Annotated in this window: 16 protein-coding genes and 1 pseudogene; 10 read left to right on the plus strand and 7 right to left on the minus strand. The window is 44.7% G+C overall.

Annotation, left to right across the window (positions count from 1 at the left end):
• Positions 1-215 precede the first annotated feature (215 nt).
• The gene (locus EDI28_RS04925) at positions 216-749 is read left to right on the plus strand and encodes an LA_2272 family surface repeat-containing protein (RefSeq protein ID WP_128782691.1); all 534 of its coding nucleotides are present in this window, start codon (positions 216-218) and stop codon (positions 747-749) included.
• A 143-nt stretch (positions 750-892) separates the two neighbouring features.
• On the opposite strand, the pseudogene EDI28_RS04930 reads toward EDI28_RS04925, so the two are convergent.
• Positions 893-2,298, minus strand: a pseudogene (locus EDI28_RS04930) (MATE family efflux transporter).
• 129 nt (positions 2,299-2,427) lie between these two features.
• Here EDI28_RS04930 and EDI28_RS04935 point away from each other — a divergent pair.
• A complete protein-coding gene (locus tag EDI28_RS04935; RefSeq protein WP_128782693.1) occupies positions 2,428-3,282 on the plus strand; it encodes a helix-turn-helix transcriptional regulator in 855 nt (284 codons plus the stop codon).
• Between the two features lie 159 nt (positions 3,283-3,441).
• Positions 3,442-3,891, plus strand: a complete 450-nt coding sequence (locus EDI28_RS04940) for a tellurite resistance TerB family protein (RefSeq protein WP_128782694.1) — start codon at positions 3,442-3,444, stop codon at positions 3,889-3,891.
• Between the two features lie 84 nt (positions 3,892-3,975).
• On the opposite strand, the gene EDI28_RS04945 is transcribed toward EDI28_RS04940, so the two are convergent.
• Positions 3,976-6,354 carry a helicase-related protein gene (locus EDI28_RS04945; RefSeq protein WP_128782695.1) on the minus strand — a complete coding sequence of 793 codons (2,379 nt, stop codon included), beginning with the start codon at positions 6,352-6,354 and terminating at the stop codon, positions 3,976-3,978.
• Between the two features lie 609 nt (positions 6,355-6,963).
• Here EDI28_RS04945 and EDI28_RS04950 point away from each other — a divergent pair.
• From EDI28_RS04950 to EDI28_RS04965, 4 genes are all read left to right on the plus strand, one after another.
• The gene (locus EDI28_RS04950) at positions 6,964-8,652 is read left to right on the plus strand and encodes an NAD-dependent malic enzyme (protein ID WP_128782696.1); all 1,689 of its coding nucleotides are present in this window, start codon (positions 6,964-6,966) and stop codon (positions 8,650-8,652) included.
• Between the two features lie 278 nt (positions 8,653-8,930).
• A complete protein-coding gene (locus EDI28_RS04955) occupies positions 8,931-9,521 on the plus strand; it encodes a DUF1471 domain-containing protein (RefSeq protein WP_128782697.1) in 591 nt (196 codons plus the stop codon).
• 626 nt (positions 9,522-10,147) lie between these two features.
• Positions 10,148-10,402: a DUF2145 domain-containing protein gene (locus tag EDI28_RS04960; protein WP_128782992.1), complete on the plus strand. Its 255-nt coding sequence runs from the start codon at positions 10,148-10,150 to the stop codon at positions 10,400-10,402.
• A 330-nt stretch (positions 10,403-10,732) separates the two neighbouring features.
• Positions 10,733-11,455, plus strand: a complete 723-nt coding sequence (locus tag EDI28_RS04965; RefSeq protein WP_128782698.1) for a SanA/YdcF family protein — start codon at positions 10,733-10,735, stop codon at positions 11,453-11,455.
• Positions 11,456-11,558: 103 nt separating this feature from the next.
• Here the strand turns inward: EDI28_RS04965 and EDI28_RS27515 are convergent, their stop codons facing one another.
• Complete coding sequence (locus tag EDI28_RS27515; RefSeq protein WP_267899998.1) at positions 11,559-11,684, minus strand: hypothetical protein; 126 nt, start codon at positions 11,682-11,684, stop codon at positions 11,559-11,561.
• A 544-nt stretch (positions 11,685-12,228) separates the two neighbouring features.
• Here EDI28_RS27515 and EDI28_RS04970 point away from each other — a divergent pair.
• The gene (locus EDI28_RS04970; RefSeq protein ID WP_128782699.1) at positions 12,229-13,599 is read left to right on the plus strand and encodes an SLC13 family permease; all 1,371 of its coding nucleotides are present in this window, start codon (positions 12,229-12,231) and stop codon (positions 13,597-13,599) included.
• 108 nt (positions 13,600-13,707) lie between these two features.
• Here EDI28_RS04970 and EDI28_RS04975 read toward each other — a convergent pair whose 3' ends face one another.
• Positions 13,708-14,697: a Gfo/Idh/MocA family protein gene (locus EDI28_RS04975; RefSeq protein WP_128782993.1), complete on the minus strand. Its 990-nt coding sequence runs from the start codon at positions 14,695-14,697 to the stop codon at positions 13,708-13,710.
• 277 nt (positions 14,698-14,974) lie between these two features.
• Here EDI28_RS04975 and EDI28_RS04980 point away from each other — a divergent pair, with 277 nt between their 5' ends.
• Both EDI28_RS04980 and EDI28_RS04985 read left to right on the plus strand, forming a co-directional pair.
• Positions 14,975-16,057, plus strand: a complete 1,083-nt coding sequence (locus EDI28_RS04980) for a ketoacyl-ACP synthase III (protein WP_128782700.1) — start codon at positions 14,975-14,977, stop codon at positions 16,055-16,057.
• A gap of 248 nt (positions 16,058-16,305) precedes the next feature.
• Entirely contained in the window at positions 16,306-16,518 is a 213-nt protein-coding gene (locus EDI28_RS04985; protein ID WP_267900002.1) for an efflux RND transporter permease subunit, read from the plus strand.
• A 44-nt stretch (positions 16,519-16,562) separates the two neighbouring features.
• Here the strand turns inward: EDI28_RS04985 and EDI28_RS04990 are convergent, their stop codons facing one another.
• From EDI28_RS04990 to nagK, 3 genes are all read right to left on the minus strand, one after another.
• A complete protein-coding gene (locus tag EDI28_RS04990) occupies positions 16,563-17,156 on the minus strand; it encodes a DNA-3-methyladenine glycosylase I (protein WP_128782702.1) in 594 nt (197 codons plus the stop codon).
• Positions 17,157-17,334: 178 nt separating this feature from the next.
• Entirely contained in the window at positions 17,335-18,603 is a 1,269-nt protein-coding gene (locus tag EDI28_RS04995; RefSeq protein WP_128782703.1) for a DEAD/DEAH box helicase, read from the minus strand.
• A gap of 143 nt (positions 18,604-18,746) precedes the next feature.
• Positions 18,747-19,655 (minus strand): N-acetylglucosamine kinase, encoded by a 909-nt coding sequence (gene nagK / locus EDI28_RS05000; protein WP_128782704.1) that lies wholly within the window; start codon positions 19,653-19,655, stop codon positions 18,747-18,749.
• Positions 19,656-19,767: the final 112 nt, after the last annotated feature.

The raw sequence follows: 19,767 nt of genomic DNA on the forward strand, positions 1-19,767 counted from the left end.
TTAAAAAAAACTGGCGGGATCCTACCACAAATCGATCCGTTACGGCGGGATAAACTCATCGATAGTCATCAAAATGGTTTTCTTCCTAAGACACTGAACATGCACAATAGCCAATCAGACAGAATACGACGTTGGCTTCAAATTGTTGTTACATTGGTATACCTTGCATACAATTTACAATCCAAACTAATAACTATACCTATGAGCCATCCTTCATGAAAACAACCGTATCCGCTCTATTATTGACAGTCGCCATATCTGCCCCAGCTTTTGCTGAACAAGCAATTCAGCTTTCTGTTCCTGACGCCAACTTTCCGCCAGGGAACGTAAAAGGTGTTCGTGTAACAATTCTTCACGGAAAGACTTCACAAGTTACCGGCCTTGATATTCCTATTCTTGGCATATCCGAAACTCAAAATTTTTCAGGCCTCAGTGTCGGTTTTCTCTTTGGCATTAGCCGTGTGACAGGTAGTTCTACAGGCGTGAAACTTGGCCTAGCTAACTGGAATGATGGTAATGTAAAGGGAGCCGACCTTGGCTTTGCTAACTACAATGCAGGCCAGTTTACTGGCTTGCAATTGGGCGCATTCAACTATACCGGTCGCCTTAATGGCCTACAGTTTGGCTTCATTAATGCGACCGATCGCATTGAGAAAGGCGTACAAATCGGCCTAATCAACTACGACAAATCTGGTACTTTTCTTAGCAAAGATATTCCTGTTTTCCCGCTTATCAATGCTCGTTTCTAACCAGTGCAAAACGAAATCATACCAATCTGGATAAGTAGTTGTTTAGATAGTTAACCCATACGAGGCTGGCTGCAGCTTTAATAAAGGGAACCTTAGCCTAGGTTCCCTTTGCTATTTTCACTAAGCTGGTGCACAAGTAACCCCTAGGCTGAAACAATGCACTCATCATTTTCAGGCATCGGCTCATCATTCACTAAGTTAGTTAACCAGTGGCGTCCTCTGATTCTATGCGTTGTCAACAGCACCTTTACCAGTTCCTCGCTTAATATCGCCAGCATTACCCAGTGTAGTGGCCAGCCAAGTACCAGGCCGGTAATCACTGCAATCGGAATACCAACGGCCCACTGTGCAAACAAATCAATGAAAATACTGTAGCGAATATCGCCACCGCTACGTAACACGCCGCCGATTCCTACCATGTTATACACTTTAAGAAACAGCCCGAGAGCCATTATCAATGTAACGTTGATTGCCATCTCTAAATTCGGAGTATCCATTTTCGCCAACAAACTACCGACACCATCATGGAACATTAACACGGTGATCCCGACGAATAATGCCATTGAGGCACTCAAGCCAACGAACAACCAAGACTGATGCCAGGCTCGCTGGTAATTCTCTGCGCCCAGTTCATGGCCAAGAATGGTTGAGGCTGCAACAGCAAATCCGATAAACCCCGAAATCAGCACTCCTTCAATCGGCGATAACAAACTGATAATTGCCAGTTCAGAGACACCAAGCTGACCGATAATATAGTTATATACCAATAAACCCATCGCCCAACCGCCATCATGAATGATCATAGGTAAGGCAACCGACAGATACTTTCTTCGCGCTCTTGGGGCCACTGCGGCATCAACATCAGAAACCTTTGGCAAAATAGCATTGTACTTCCAACAAGTGACAACAAGTAAAATCACTGTTTGTATGCCGCGAGAAATCGTCGTACCCAGAGCTGCGCCCGCGACTCCCATTTCAGGAAAACCGTATAAGCCAAATATCAAAAGTGCATTTAAGGCCGCATTAACCAGCACGGCAATCAAACCAACGACAGTTGGCATTTTAGCTTCGCCTACTGCCCGCAACGCCGATTCCAGCGGCACGACAATCGCAGTAAATATGATACTCCAACCACACACGAACAAATAGCTAGTTGCATGCTCAACGAACACCGGATCATCAGTCACAAAGCTCACCAGCTCTGCCGGAGAAAAACGATACAACAGTGCAAATGGTACCGTAAATACAATGGCGCATACCCACGATTGCAGCAATGTGCGTCTAACTCCATCCATTTTTCCTGCACCAAAAAACTGTGCAGCCAGCACGCCAACCGCCCCGCTCACACCAACGATCAACAGCAGGTTAAAAAAGAAGATCCGGTTACCCACACCAACGGCGGCCACCTGTGCCTCGCCCAGTTTGGACACCATCATGACATCCACCAAACCCAGGATGGCAAATAGCATAGATTGCATTGAAACCGGAATCGCCAAGCGCCAGGTTTTTGCCAGAAGTCTTTGTCAGCAGAAGTTCGCCAGTTGTGCATATTTGCCTCCTTTTATTATTTTTCTAATGTAATAGAGATCATACGCTCAAAGACAAAAAACAACTTATGCTAGCCTCTTGTAAACTTTTGCAAAGCTATCAAAATTTTTGAAGGGGGGAATATACCGTCATGGGATGGCCTGAGTATTTTGAAATTTCTGATCAATGCCGCTCGACCATCGTTGATCAGGCACAGCTCGTCGCCCTGGAAAAGCACCAGATAGTCCAGTGCGGAATAAATTACGCCCGTGACAGTTTCACTATTTACCGTCGTAACCCGAATATGCATATGTTGCTTTTTACTTGCTGTGGCAAAGGATGGTTAGATACGCCATCACGGAAATGGCAGCTCATCCCCAACAGCGTGATATATGTCCCTCCCGGCCATGAAAACGGATTTGGTATCGAACTTGACGATAACAATACAGAAAGCTGGGATGTAGCCTGGGTGATGCTCGCATCCGGAGGGATATGGGAAAACACTCTACCGCATGATATTACCTACAGTGACACCCGTTGTGCCGACTTACTGAGAAAATCAATCGACTGCCTTCATCAATCGATGTCACTGCCTTACCCTGTCGGACACGAACTGGGGGAAAACCTAGTCGAGCAAATCAGGTTGCTCGTGTCGCATCGCCTGCCAACGTCTAGCCCTACGTCACTTCAGCGGCTAGAAAAAGTCTTTGCGCGAGCACAGGAACAGTTTCATCGCAACTGGCAAGTCTCGGAGTTAGCTGCGCTTCACCCTTGCTCAGAAGCTCACTTTCATCGTTTATGTCAGCAATACTATGGCCATGGACCTATGTCTCACCTCACTCGTTTGCGAATGGAGTATGCAGCCCGTTTACTCAGTTCAACTGAATGGCCAATCCAGCATATTTGCGAGTTAAGTGGTTATCCGAACCCAGCCAACTTTAGTACCCGGTTTAAGAAATGGAGTTCATTGACACCAAGAGAATTCCGCCAGCGGTTTAAGTATTAGGCTTTAAATATTTAACTCTCTCGTTGAAACGACTTTTACGGAACAAGTCTGCACTTTCCGAGGTCTCAGTAAATATATTAATCAATAAACCCTATCTTGATTTATTGAACGTTCAGCCATAGATATGAGTAATAATATTGTATTAGCAAGAGGCACCGCATGTTCACACAATTACGTACACTATTCCGCCAGGTTATGCATGAGGGGACAGATGGAGGAGCTGTAGATACACCCGCAATGAATCTCGCGATGGCTTCACTGTTATGTGAAGTTGCAAATGCAGACTATGAAATCGATCCCCGGGAAGAGTCCGCCAAAGCTCACCTACTGGTAAATCTATTAGATATTGATGAACGCCACGCAAATTCCTTACTCGATAAAGCGCGACAGCAAAGCAGCCAATCCGTTTCACTGTACGAGTTCACCACAAAACTGCGCACCTTGATGCCTGAACAGCGATATCAGTTAATCGAGGCAATGTGGCAGGTCGCCTATGCCGATAAGGTTATCGACCCGCAGGAAGAAGCCGTCATACGTCAGGTAGCCGAATTAATATATGTTGACCATTCAGAGTTCATCCGGGCAAAGCTTTCGGCACAAGATCAGTAGATTTAACAGTTTGCCACTCAATGATATCATTATCGGCCTGGTACCTAAGTACCAGGCCGCTTCAGCTGTACTCACTTAGGAACATTACTTAATATCTATCGTTCTGCTTGCTTTGCGGTATTGAATTCTCCAGCCTTGCCAGCGTGGTAGCTCCCAGCGTTTTGGATCTGTTTTCCGCTTTCCGCTAGCATGAACGGCAGTAACCAACTTTCTCGCAATATGGTATTCAATCCGCATGGTTAAATCAGTCAGTACAACCTGATAAGGAAACGCCTGATCGAATTCTTCACGCTCCCAGTCCGGAATACCGTCAAACACAAAGTCATCCACGCTAAACAATTCTAAATCTTCCGCCGATTCAACACCAAGAGCTTCCAACTGTTCACTTAACCATTCAGTCGTATCAACTTGAGCTGCCGGACGTGAACATACACCTTGCTGATATCGTCCGAGCGCTACATAAAGGTTCCATTGGTGAATATCAGCTGAAATTTTAGTGGCTAGTCCCGGCAGAGCAGAACCTGCTATTATCATCTCAACCAACGCCTGTCGAGCCGACTGACCCCGAGGCTGTTGCCATTGCGTATTGATAATACGCCCTGCGTATACCCGCTGTATTTCGACCAAACAATGATCATCAGTTATCTGGCTCTTGCCCTGCACTTCTTCGCCAAACTCCAATGCGCTAAGTTGATCCAAGCTAACCGGAGACATGCAGGTAGCCAGAGACAACGTTTGTTTTACGCCTTTACCCGGCAGTGCAAACTGATCAAATACAATTGCAGCCTCGGCACTTTCAGCAAACCGACTATCACGACCAATTGCAACCTCGTTGTAGCCATTCCCCAGTGCTTGCCGACGCTTTACCCGCCTGACATACACGATCTCCGGGACGGCTTTCATTACTGCTAGCAGCCAAGCATCCCGCCGTATAGACGTTGCTACTTCAAGTTGAGGTAACTCCAAAGCTTCGCGAATTTGTTCAGATAGCTGCCGAGCATCTTTTAATACACTTTCATCAACATTGGCAAAATCGGGTATCGGTTCACGAAGCAGTTTAACGAGTGTCAGAGCATCACAAGCCACAGGCTGCCAGCTCGTCAACATTTCACGATTCTCTTCACCGCTAGGTAATTGCCACAGCCTTTGCGGCACACTGAGCGCAGCTGAGAGATCAACCATCGCTTCTTGGCTCGCCTTGTCTGGCATTACCGTAATAAGGTGTGCAAACAGGGTGTCAATCGGCAGCGGATACAGCCGCTGGCCGTGAGCGGTCACTTTTCCCTGCTCGTCAATTGCCCGCATTTGTAGCAGCTTTTCTTTGGCTTTATCGAGAGTTTGGTGCGGTAAACTATCTATAAAAGCTAGCTCTTCGAAAGTAAACCCACAGCAGGCTGCTGCCAACATTGGCTCAACCAATTCCTCGCGATGCAGCTCTGGTGGTGTCAGTACCTCAAGCGGTGCAGCCTTGCCATACAGACGAATACAACAGCCTTCGCTGACTCGCCCAGCACGCCCTTTACGCTGCTCGGCGCTAGCACGCGAGATAGCATGAAGACCCAGTACCGTTCGGCCATTTCGCTGGTGTGTACGACGTTCAAGGCCCGTATCAACGATCAGCGTCACCCCCGGAATAGTTAGCGATGTCTCGGCTACATTAGTCGCCAGAATAATACGCTGCTTGTCACTTTCAGTTAATGCTCTATGCCTTTCCTCGTCAGAAACAGAAGCATGAAGAGGAATAATATCCATCTCCCCTAATGCAATCTGTTCTTTGAAAATTTGTTTTAGATGGGACTCACACTGCGCAATCTCTTTGCGCCCCGGCAGGAAAACCAGAATATCTTGGTGCTGCTGGTATGAATTTACTACTGCTTCGCTGACTTTCTTCTCGATCCCTCTTATATCCGGCATATTGCGGCTATCAGAAGCATGGTGGGCCACTTCGACAGAATAATTTCTGCCCTGTGCTTGCAACCGATGTGCTCCAAGGTAGTCCGACAGGCGCTGCCCATCCATCGTCGCAGATGTCGCCACCAGCCGGTGCTTGTTCAGCTTCATCATCAATGCCAGCAGTAAATCGGTATCCCAACGCCTTTCGTGAAACTCATCGATAATCACAGTATCAAATGCCGCGAGGTGCTCTTCACTCAACCAACGCAGGGCAACGCCGGGAGTAACAAACACAATACGACTATTATCATTGAATCGGTTATCGAAACGAATTGCATACCCAACGCTTTCCCCTGGCGACTCGCCCATCTGCTCGGCGACATATTCGGCTAACGACGTACAGGCAACACGCCTTGGCTCGACAACCAACACCCTGCCTTTTTCTGCTGCCCAAAGCGGCAAACGGGTAGACTTACCCGAACCGGTTTCGGCTTCAACAACCAAATGTTGTTGCGTTAGCTGGGAAAGGAATGTTTCTTTGAGGGAGTCAATGGGTAACGTCTGCGACATGTACGGTTTCTGCTGCTAAATCCAATTCTTATGGTATTTTGTCAGCAATTGACTTCCTTGTCATACTTACTTTCAATCAATTCATCATGGGGAAAGAGCTTCAAGCCAGGTCTAAAATCATACATGTGCCCTCAAGTCCCAATGATGAACCTCAACTTAATTGGCACTATCGAATCACAACCAATTTCTCTGTAGACAACTCCTCCGCCAATCATTAATAACACCAGACAAAGATCCTTGTAGGCCATCAATCAAAATGAAATAGTTGAACATCCATCATCGACTTCCCTTAATAAACAAACAAGCATCAGAATTGGCGCTATTTTCTTATGCAGCCACCATCAGCAACATTAAGAAACACTCTAATTGCTCATATAACCAGCATGACTTCCTAACTGATAATTTTAGTCAGCATATTGTTTTCAACCCATACGTGACAAGGGATGGGGGAAATCCCCCCAAAAAGAGAGAAACATGATCCTTTTCTCGAAAATAATCCCTACAGCCTTTGAAATAACTCGCTTATAGGCATACGATTAGCCCCTAAATGGAAACGTTGTATACAATTTTCATTGATAACTACCAACCCCTAAAAACAGAGTCTATTGCATGAAAAACGATAAAAGACCCTTATATATCCCTTACGCAGGCCCTGCGTTGCTAGAAACACCTCTGCTAAACAAAGGTAGTGCATTCTCTGTCGAAGAACGCATGTTCTTCAACCTGGAAGGTCTACTTCCAGAAGCTATTGAAACCATCGAAGAACAAACCGAACGTGCTTATCAACAATACCAAAAATTTGATAAAGATATGGATAAGCACATCTACCTACGAAACATCCAAGATACCAACGAGACTCTGTTCTATCGCCTAGTTGAAAATCACATCACTGAAATGATGCCAATCATCTACACCCCGACAGTGGGTGCGGCATGTGAAGACTTTTCCAATATCTACCGTCGTGGTCGTGGTCTGTTTATCTCCTACCCTAACCGCGATCGCATTGAAGATATGCTGAATAACGCCTCTCGCCAAAATGTAAAAGTGATTGTTGTTACCGACGGCGAACGAATTCTTGGCCTTGGCGATCAGGGCATCGGCGGTATGGGCATTCCAATCGGTAAGCTTTCCCTGTATACCGCATGTGGAGGTATTAGCCCAGCATACACGCTTCCAGTTGTACTTGATGTAGGCACCAATAACCCGCAGCGTCTTTCTGATCCTATGTATATGGGCTGGCGCCACCCTCGTATCTCCGGCCAGGAGTACGACAACTTTGTTGATGAATTTATCCAGGCAGTGAAACAGCGCTGGCCGGAAGCGCTTATCCAGTTTGAAGATTTCGCCCAGAAAAACGCAATGCCTCTACTTGAGCGCTACAAGGATAAAGTCTGCTGCTTCAACGATGATATTCAGGGTACCGCTGCCGTTACTGTTGGTTCACTATTGGCTGCATGTAAAGCGGCAGGCAACAAATTGTCTGAACAGCGTGTTACTTTCCTTGGCGCAGGTTCAGCGGGCTGTGGTATTGCCGAGGCAATTATTGCTCAAATGGTATCTGAAGGTATTTCTGATCAGCAGGCTCGTAGCCAAGTATTCATGGTTGACCGCTGGGGTCTGCTGGTAGACGACATGCCTAACCTGATCAACTTCCAAAAGAAGCTTGTTCAGCCACGTAATGAAATCAATAAATGGGAAGCTGAGGACAATAACATCTCACTATTGGATGTTATGCGCAACGCCAAGCCTACCGTTCTAATTGGTGTATCTGGTGTACCGGGGCTATTCAGTGAAGATGTTATTCGTGAAATGCACCAGCACTGCGAGCGCCCTATTATCTTCCCGCTATCGAATCCGACAAGCCGAGTGGAAGCTACACCTGCTGATATCATTCGCTGGACTGATGGTAATGCATTAGTTGCAACCGGTTCTCCATTCGAGCCTGTATTGCACAACGGCAATACCTATCCGATCGCACAGTGCAATAACAGCTATATCTTCCCAGGTATCGGCCTTGGTGTGCTGGCTGTCGGCGCTCACCGTGTCACCGACGAAATGCTAATGGAAAGTAGCCGCGCTTTGGCTGAATGCTCACCATTAGCAATCAACGGTAAAGGTGCCTTGCTACCGCCACTGGAAGATATCCAAAAGGTTTCTCACCAGATTGCATTTGCTGTTGCCAAAAAAGCGGTCGAGCAACATAAAGCGCCAAAAAACACAGACGAACGAATCAAAGAGAAGATCGCTGCTAATTACTGGCAGTCTGAGTACCGCCGTTACAAGCGTACTTCTTTCTAATTGATACTAAATACTAAGCCCGCTGCATGCGGGCTTTTTTATCCCATTAACCCCGGCCTCACTCAGTAATCAATGTAATGAGCAACTCAGAAGTCCACATTCGTGTAGGCGTTAGTTATCACAGTGATAGATAGTTATCTTGCAACGTCACTCATTGTTAACCAAGTGTTAGTACTGGCAATTGCATCAGTAGTCCTCTTGTGAATATGCCTAATTATAACTACCCACACTTACATAAAATATATATTATAAGGCCTTTGTTTTAATTCAGGTTTTGTATGAAAAATATAGTTATAGGATTAGCAGTCGTTCTATCATTAAGTGGCTGCGTAACTAGAAAAATCCCCGTAAAACAAGAAGCTAAAGAAGTAACGCCAATAACGGAAATTAGCGCTATTCAACTAAAATGTGAGTTAATCGAAGTATATACGCTTGAAGACTCCCATCCAAACAACGTAGTTCCAATATTAAAAAATCAAACATACCTTTCTGGTGGCAACCGCTATCGAATTTCTGACGTTCTTAAAACACGCAAAGGCCGACCAAGTAGCGTGATGGCTGAACTATACAAATGTGGTACACCTTACACAATGAAACCTGCGGGTAATGTCCAATTACTTCCCGGTGCGTATAGCGTTAAGCCAATTGCATTTTCTGAAATTGAAAATAATGATTGCAAAATATTAACGACTCATGTGGTAGAAAAAACATCACCAGATAGTCTGGAGATTGAGCTTGCAAACGAAGCCTATATGCTAGGTGGAAATCGATTCCATATAACCAAAATTATCGATTCTGACGGCGTAAACCCGACATCTGTTGTTGCAGACATCTACCGCTGCAAGCATAGAACAGTGGCTTTTAACTAAGCTAGCATTTAAATAAGATCACTCAGTACACAAAGCCGTTTTGATAGTGAATAAAATCTGCTTTGTGTGCTCATCTTGGCAAAGTCCTCTTTCTAAATTTTAAGCACCACATCATCTACCTGAGTAAAAGCTCTCGCTGTTGTTGTACTCATACATCAACAATGTAACAAAAATCAAAAAACAGTATTCGATTATTGATTTGCAAATGAACTCGTATATATTTAATAGAGTTAAACACAGGTAATAGAGAACAGGAAAACAAACAACCTTAATTACCAAAATACACAACAAATGCATTTGAAAAATTAAAAGCAGTGAGGGTTTATTCATTCCTAATTATTTAAAATTGTATTTATAGTTGTGTTTGAATTTTGCACCTAGGAACAAGCCGCCATTTTTATACCACTATTACTAAAAGGAAATTAACATGAAAGTATTAAAGGCATTAACTATTACGGCAACGATCACAATGCTATGGACAACCAACTCTTTTGCCTGTGAGAATCATAGTAGCCAAGCGAAGCATTAGTATCTAAGCCAAGTGCTCAAAAAATATTGGAATGATAGGATGAAAACAGTGAAAGCCTTTATCCTTTCATTTGCCATAATTCTCTTTATTTAACCAAATATCATCAACAACGTATAAAGAATTGTATAATTCAAATTACTCATTAATTGCAAACCCATTTACATTGGACTTTCAAAACTGTACAGAGTTTACACTTAATCTTATTATATCAGCAATCTACGAGACTAAAGATATAAAAACAATTAAGGCAAATGAAAGAGCTTACTTTAGACCTCAGCCAGTCCGTGTAAGCCCTGTTAAACTCATGCTTGGTTCAATGTTTGTCGCTGATATAACAACATCCGACATATAAGATGGGTAATATATCCTTAATCATTAAATATGGGAGCGTGATACTACTCTCTTCCTTTTTCCACCCCATTATAAAAGAAATATATTCAAGCAACTTACTCCGCACTTTGTTATTGAAACCAAGCTATCCTAAACGATAGCGAACATGATGAATTGATAGGGTATCTTGAGGTCACCAAATTATGATGATATTTTCAACTCTTCGACATTTCAATCAGCAATGTCTACTCATTGTACTGACCTTGGACTAGTTGACAGGATTTTTACATAACATTTTCAAGATATTAGGGTATTATCAGCGGTAGTATTTATAGGTTACACTTGGGTTTTTATGAAACTGCTCTCATTCTTTCGTATTTCTGCAGTTCTCTGTATCGTTCTCGTCGGAACGAGCTTACTTATTGACCGTTGGATATCGGAGTCAACAGCTGATCGTATTTTTATCGAAGCGTCTCACATCCCATCACGCTCAATTGGTTTGGTACTGGGAACAAGCAAGTACATCGCCAGAACCCTAAACCCATACTACGACTACCGTATGTCAGCAGCCCTCGAGCTGTATCAGCTTGGCAAGGTAAATATTTTGCTGCTAAGCGGCGATAACGCCCATCGCTCATACAACGAACCATGGACGATGAAACGTGATTTGTTAAAAGCGGGAATACCAGACAAAGACATTGTTCTTGATTATGCAGGCTTTCGCACCCTCGATTCCATTGTCAGAGCTAAAAGTGTTTTTGAAGCTGATCACTTCGTTATCATTACTCAAAAATTTCACTGTGAGCGAGCTTTATTCATTGCTCAAAGCAACAATATCGATGCCATTTGCCTTGCCGTGCCTGAACCTAGAGGAATGGCAGGTCTAAAAATACGTGTACGCGAAATCCTTGCAAGAGTGAAGGCTATAGTCGATCTCTATCTGTTAGATATTCAACCACGCTTTCTGGGCCCCAAAGAACCTATAACCACCGAGCAGCTGATCTTTGAAGGGCCTGTTCTCGAAAATCCTGCCCTTGAAAAACAAACGACTGACAAAACACAACCTAACGGGTAAGACGTTCAATAACATTTTACTTCATAGTAAAAAGCCACTGCGGTTCGACAGTGGCTTTTAACAACTCATCAGATGTTATGCTGAAAGAAGAGGAAGTGAATTCTTAGTCAACTTTTTGTTTTACTTCCTTCTCGATATAGGATTTTAAAAACTTCATTCGCACATCTTTTAGATGTGCCTGTGCCTCACTGTGCACACGCTTACGCAGCCCCTGCGTTTTAGAACTCATAATGACCTAGCCTTATAATATTATTCTATTTTATATATTTACAATTCCCTTTGTATTTATGATACCGAAGGCATAAATTTGCAGCTAAATGTTTTATATCGCCATTACTACATCTGTGAACAAAAGCACAAATTTACAATAAATATGTTCCTTGCTGTGATGATTCACAATCAAACGCAATCAACAGCTGCGCGCATTCCACACAGCAATACTTTGGCACCATGGTATTTGCCAGGGGCATTTTGAATACTTGCCTTGAGCAATGACAGTGCAATACCGACAATGTACTTCTAACCACAGCTGATTCATCCATGAAATATATTTCACCTAATCATTAACAGCACAATTCTCTGGCTGCTTTCTCATGGGTATTTTCCTACACATTCGCGGACAATAACCTCACAAAAAAGATAATTACAGAGCCAAAAGCGCAACATTCACCCACCCATTGGTTAACAATTACCAAAGAACCTGTAACATCCATCTTAAATGACATGTGTACACAGAGTTGCACACATAATTATAACCAGCGAAAGGAAAGCATATGACAGCCTTAACCCTGACACTGAAAAAATGGCTGTTTGACCGGAATAGTATCATTCTACTGGCAGACATCGCCCTATTTAGCATTTTGCTAAATAGCCTCCCCTTCGAAAAAGACGTTGTGATCGGCTTAAGCATTCTGGTCTTCGTGGCCGTTCTGTGGCTAACCGAAGCTGTTCACGTGAGTATTACCGCAATACTTGTTCCGATCATGGCTGTCGCATTTGGAATATTCAAAACACCACAGGCACTAAGCAACTTTGCCAACCCAATCATTTTCTTGTTCCTTGGTGGTTTTGCCCTCGCTGCAGCGTTGCATAAACAAGAATTAGACAAAGCCATTGCCGATAAAGTACTCCTTATCGCCAAAGGCCGAATGTCCGTTGCTGTCTTTATGCTATTCGGTGTTACTGCAGTCCTATCAATGTGGATCAGCAACACGGCAACAACAGCCATGATGCTCCCTTTGGTACTTGGAGTACTGAACAAAGTTAACGCAAAAAGCGAGCGCGGCACCTACGTATTTGTATTACTCGGCATTGCTTACTGTGCAAGTATCGGTGGTATCGCTACAGTCGTCGGTAGCCCTCCAAATGCCATAGCAGCAGCAGAAGTTGGCCTCAGCTTTACTGAATGGATGGCTTTTGGCCTACCAGTCTCGATGATCTTGTTACCTATCACCGTTGCAATGCTGTACTTCATGCTTAAACCGAATCTAAAGCATACATTTGAGCTCGACCATAAACCGGTTAAGTGGGACAACGGTAAATTAATAACACTAGCAATTTTTGGTCTTACCGTCGCACTGTGGATATTCAGCAAGCCAATTAACGCTTTCTTAGGTGGATTCAGCAAGTTCGATACTCTCGTTGCACTTACTGCAATTGTATTGCTGGGCGTATCCCGAGTTGTTCAATGGAAAGATATTGAGAAGTCGACAGACTGGGGGGTGCTACTACTGTTCGGTGGCGGTATCTGCCTGAGCAATGTTCTGAAAGCAACGGGCGCCAGTGTTTTTCTTGCTCACAGCCTAAGTGGCTTCCTGGAACAAGCGGGATTGTTCTTCACTATCCTGGTTGTAGCCGCTTTTGTTGTTTTCCTGACAGAATTCGCCAGTAATACAGCAAGTGCAGCCCTTCTCGTTCCTGTATTTGCGACTGTGGCAGAAGCGCTCGGTGTCTCACCGGTTATCCTGTCAGCACTGATTGCGATTGCTGCATCGTGTGCCTTCATGCTACCGGTTGCGACTCCACCAAATGCGATTGTCTTCGGCTCTGGCCATATTAAACAAAGCGAGATGATGAAAGCCGGTATCTACTTAAATATCGCTTGTATCGGTGCTCTCTCAGCGTTTGCATGGATGTTCTGGTAATTATTAGCCCTGCACTATTCTAACAATTAAGAAACGTTCCCTTTTATGGTGGCCATTCGTGGCCACCTTTTTTATTTTGTCGTTAAGTCGTGTTGCACCAAACCAGAATCAGACTAACGCTTGTTCATCTGCCGGAAAACGCACACCAATGATATCGCGGGCCTGGGTAATAATGGCACTGACAATACGGGCTCTATCCAGCCCAGAATGAGACACATGCTGCTGTTCAATCAAACGGGAAAACTCAACAGCCTCGTAATACATCACGTTTTCTTCCTGTGAAACACTCAAGTCTACGGCGGCTTCACCCGGACGATGCAACATAACAGATTTACATTCAGAGATTCCGTCAACCAACATGGTCGCCTGCTCGCCCTGCAATTCACTTGGGATCAGCCCGTCACTAACTTTTGAGTGACTGATAACGACATCAAAGCCAGTATAGTGAAGTACGATCGTACCATGTGCATCCACACCCGAATCGAGCAATACGCCCTGCGCTGTAAAGCTATTCGGTTCACCAAATAGGCCAATCGCCGCACTCAATGGGTAGATGCCAATATCCATTAGCGAGCCATTGGAAAAAGCCGGATTAAAAGTGTTAGGGTTTTCGCCATTAAGGTACTTCCCATAACGGGAAGATAGCTGACAGTAGGAAAAGTAAACCTTGCGCAGTTTTCCTAGTTTCGGCAACGATTCTCGTAAGCGCAGAAAATTAGGTATATACGTTGTTTTCATGGCCTCAAACAATACGACGTTTTGATCCGTTGCAGCTGTAATGAGAGCTTCCACTTCTGCATAATTTGAAGCCAACGGTTTTTCACCAATAACGTGCTTACCATGATCAATAAACTGTTTTGCCTGTGGCCCATGAAGGGAGTTAGGGCTAGCAATATAGACCGCATCCAGCTCATTGCTAGAAGCCATTTCATCAAGGCTATCAAAACACTTATTGACACCGTATTTTGACGCAAATTGCTGCGCTTTTTCCAACTGCCGGGAATAAACGGCCGTTAACTGATATTTTCCTGTTTTCATCGCAGCTTCGATAAAGCTGTCCGTAATCCAATTCGTACCAATCACACCAAGACGGATCATAATCGTCACTACTACCTTATTGTTATTCCATGCAAGTGATCCTAATCATACCAGAATGTATCTGTTGAATTTAATCGCAATATTCCATTTGAACAATAAACCTCTAATCGTGAACCGACAAATTCAGATATTCACACAATGAATAGGTCCGACTACAGATATGCATAGATAAGCTCATGATTGAGCTCGTAAAAATCACTCAACAAACTACCGAAGCCTGCATGAGTTTGCTACAGTCGAAACAATCAGCAATTACACGCTTTCGAAGAGACGGCCTATGCACTACGCAGAAATCACCGGCTGGGGTAAATATTTGCCTCCAACAGTTTTAAGCAATGATGAACTAAGCCAATTCGTTGAAACCTCTGATGAATGGATACGGACACGAACAGGCATTGAAACTCGTCATATCAGCCATGTTAATACGTCAGAACTGGCGAGAGTTGCAGGCTCTCGCGCACTGGCTGCGGCAGGCCTCGATGCAACCGAGTTAGATTTAATTATTATTGCCACCTGCTCGCCAGATACCCTAATCCCGAACATTGCATCAAAAGTTCAACTAGAACTTGGTGCGGGTAAAGCAGCTGCATTTGATATGAATGCTGCCTGTACAGGTTTTTTATACGGGCTTGAAACCGCTACACGTATGATTCAGGCTGGTAACTACAATCATGTATTAGTGATCGGCGCAGAGCGCTTATCTTGGTATCTTGATTGGAGCCAGCGTGATACGGCCGTACTATTCGGTGATGGTGCAGGCGCAGTCGTACTAAGCCGCACTGAGCAGGCTTGTGGCCTGTTGGATGCACAGTTAGGCTGCGACCCTGAAGGACGGGCCGTATTAGCAATCCCTGAATTCGGCACAGGTATGGACAGATACAACCCTGATTCTGGTCATTTCGTTTTTGATTTTGTCGGACGTGAGATTTTCCGCCGGGCCGTTAGAGGTATGGATGCCGCCGCACGAACAGTGCTTGAACGTGCCAAGCTTAACAGTGACGATATTGATATCGTCATTCCCCATCAGGCTAACAAACGGATAATTGAAGCTCTGTGTGATCATGCTGGTATTCCCATCGAAAAAGCATTCGTTAATATTAACAAATATGGCAATACCTCGGCGGCAACGGTTCCTATCGCGCTATGCGAGGCCGTTGAACAAGGTCGGATCCAGCCAGGTAATACGATTTTATCCGCCGCTTTCGGTGCCGGATTAACTTGGGGAGCAAGTGTGATTAAATGGGGCTCGCGCACCACGCCTCTTGCTGAATCTGATGCCTGTGTATCTGAGTGCCGACAAACGGCGACTGAGCTTCTTGCTAATGCAATAGATCATAGTGTGAACAGGAAACCAGCCTAGCTGGTGAAAATACGAATCTCAGTTTCATAACAACCTTTCAGCCTCTTCCTGGGGGCTGAAAAAAAACATAAAACATTAACACCTCAAGGCATTCACTTCCCAAATCCTTCAACTCAAACAATACGCACAACACTCGCCGATTGGCTACCGCTAGGAGCTTGGCGTTATGGCAGAATCATCCGGAGAAGCCAACGCAATATTCAAAAAGCTCCTAATTGCAGCAGTGATAAATAACACCATATCAAGCTATCTGTACCGCAGCACAACGAAGGCTTAGGCCAATATTACTGACGACGACAACAACGGTCGCCGGGATGATCCCGCTCTGGATCGGAGGCGGTGTAATGTGGGAGCCAATGGCTATCGCCATTATCTTTGGGCTACTCGGTGCAACGGTACTAACGCTTGGTGTCGTACCTATGCTCTACTCAATCCTCTTTAGGGTTGCGATACCCAAATAAAGATGTTGGACAACAAAGTCCATTGTATATGGGCTTATAGATAGTTAGCTATCCGCGTTTGCTTCCATAATTTCGGCTCGGCGGAAGCAATCGATGCTGTGATCATTGACCATGCCAGTTGCCTGCATATGCGCATAGATAGTGGTAGAGCCAAGGAACTTAAAGCCTCTCTTTTTAAGATCTTTAGCGAGCTTATCAGACTCTTGAGTAGTAACCGGATAGTCAGACAAAGACTCGATATGGTTTGTTTTTGGCGCTCCACCAACAAAGCCCCAGATATAATCTGCAAAACTGCCAAATTCTGCCTGTACGTCAAGAAATCGCTGAGCATTATTGATTGCCGCCTCAATTTTTCGCCGATTGCGGACAATGCCCGCGTTACCCATTAGCTTTTCAACTTGCGCTTCATCAAAGGTTGCAATAATTGTTGGATCAAAGTTGGCAAACGCTTTCCGGTAATTTTCCCGTTTCCTTAAGATGGTATACCAGCTAAGGCCCGCTTGGGCTGATTCGAGCACAAGGAATTCAAAAATTTGATTATCGTCATGCAATGGTACGCCCCACTCAAGATCATGGTAAGCGATATAATCAGGTTTAGTCGTATCGACCCATGGGCAACGCGTTGGAATCTCTGACATAGGGAGCCTTTGCTGTTGATTTTACTATTGATGTGTATCTTCAATAACTGACATCCCCAAAATAAAGTAGCTAAATAAGGGTGTCAACGGTAACAATGACACCCTTTATATCCAAACGCTTTATATGAGCCTATTTGTTAACGAGCAATGATTCTAATACTCACGCATACACGCCACATTAGCGGATATGACGACCACGATTCTTGTGGATTTTCTGCTTAGCTTTTGCCCTACGCTTATCTGCCGTGCGTCCTCGTCGTTTATTTTCCGAAAGCTCAATCGTTGGATCAGGTTCATAGCCTTCCAGCCATTGTTGAGGCAATCGCGTATCAAGCAATTCTTCAATCGCTTTCAAGGCCCACTCCTCATCCAGGCTCATTAAGGAAATAGCATGCCCTGTTTGACCAGCACGTCCCGTACGCCCAATACGGTGAACGTAATCTTCTGCTTTAAAAGGCATATCGAAGTTAATTACGTACTCAAGCTGCTCGATATCCAAACCGCGCGCCGCAACATCAGTTGCAACCAATACACGCACCTTGCCGCCTTTAAAATCGTTTAATGCGCGCTGTCTCGCCCCTTGGCTCTTATCACCGTTAATCGAAACAGCCTTGATACCATCTAAACCCAGTTCTTTGGCGAGTTCATCAGAGCCTTGCTTTGTCTTAGTAAATACAAGTACCTGCTGCCAGTTTCTTGAGCCAATGAGGTAAGAGAGCAATTCCCGCTTACGGTGCTTATCAACTGGAAATACCATCTGCTCAACAGTAACTGCGGCACTGTTAGAAGGCGTAACTTCAATTAACTTCGGATCATCGAGGATATCGTAGGCTAGTTTTTTTACCTGCTTCGAGAAAGTGGCAGAGAAAAATAACGTCTGACGTGCTGTTTTCATCCGCCTCATGATCCGCTTGATATCATCAATAAAACCCATATCCAGCATTCGGTCAGCTTCATCAAGTACCAGGTATTCCACCATTGACAAATCAACTGTCCCTACATGGGCATGATCAAGCAAGCGTCCCGGGGTGGCGACCAATATCTCTGCACCCGCACGAATCGCGCTCACCTGAGCTTTCATGCTAGTTCCGCCATACGCCACTGCCGATTTAATTGAAGTGTGCTCACTATAGGAGGCTACACTGTCGTATACCTGCTGGGCAAGCTCACGGGTTGGGGTCAATATCAACGCTCGGATCTGAATCTTTGCTTTTTCAGGGCTATCAGGACTCTCAACCGTACGCTCAGGGGTATCCATCAAACGGTGTAACAACGGTAAAGCAAATGCGGCAGTTTTACCGGTCCCGGTTTGAGCTCCAGCCATAATGTCATGACCAGCCAGCACTTCAGGGATAGCCTGTTGCTGGACGGGGGTTGGCGTTTGAAAGCCTAGGGCGGTAACGGTATCAATTAGCTGGCTTTGCAGCCCCAACGCTTGAAATGACATTATGCTTTTCCGGTTCTGTACTAAAGAGCGCGGATTTTAGCAAAATTTGAGGGAAAATATACCCAAGCAAGTTCAAGGTGTTTGGGTATATAAAAAAAGCACTGCTCGGCAGTGCTTTTCTTTCAATCAATGTACAACAGTGATTATTTAATATTCAAGAATGCGGCACCACGTACACCGCCAGCATCACCGTATTTCGCCTTAACAATTTTTGGTACACGTGCGACAGAGAGTAAGTGCTTAGGTAGACGTTTAGGCAACTCAGTATATAGCAGCTCAAAATTGGACAGACCGCCGCCCAGCACGACAACATGAGGATCAAGGCCGGTAAATAGATTCGCCAGACAGATTGCCAGCATTTCCATAAAGCGATCGACATGTTCAACCGCTTTTTCATCACCATCTGCATGGCGTTTGATCAACTCAACGGCTTTTACTTCTTCGCCATAATAATGCGTGTATAGCTGCTCGAAGCCACGACCTGAAAGGTAGTTATCAATACAGCCTTTGTTGTCACAGCCGCATGTGAACAACGGTGCATTTTCGCCAAGATGGAACCATGCATCAATTGGCATACGCGTATGGCCTAACTCACCGGCTACGTGGTTCTTGCCGGAAAAGACGTGGCCATCGAAAACCAAACCACCGCCAAAGCCAGTACCAAGGATCAACCCCAGTACAGATTTTTCGCCTTGTAACTCTTCATCCCACGCTTCTGACAGTGCAAAACAGTTTGCATCATTGTCAATAGTGACACTACGGCCAAGTTTGTGCTCAAGATCCTTACGTAGCGTACGTCCTTTCGCAGCAGGAACATTAGAGGTAAGCAATGCACCGTCTTCAGCATCTTCCATTCCTGGAATACCAATACCAATATGGCCTTCGCAAGAGAATTTCTGATCAGCTTTTTTGATTATATCCACAAGAGTGTCGACTAATTTGTCGTAATCATCACCCGGAGTCGGTACTCGTTCTGTCGCTACTCGCTCCAGTTTCTCATTAAATGCACCAAACTCAATTTTGGTACCGCCTACATCAAAGCCGTAGTACATCCTGCACACTCCGCAAAAATCATAAAAAAACATAACTGAAAAAATTATCCACAAATCTACACCTACAGACTGTGACACATCACGAATTTAGTAGGCTCAGCCATCAGCATGA

It is taken from the genome of Photobacterium chitinilyticum (genome assembly GCF_004104355.1).
Lineage (GTDB): Bacteria > Pseudomonadota > Gammaproteobacteria > Enterobacterales > Vibrionaceae > Photobacterium > Photobacterium chitinilyticum.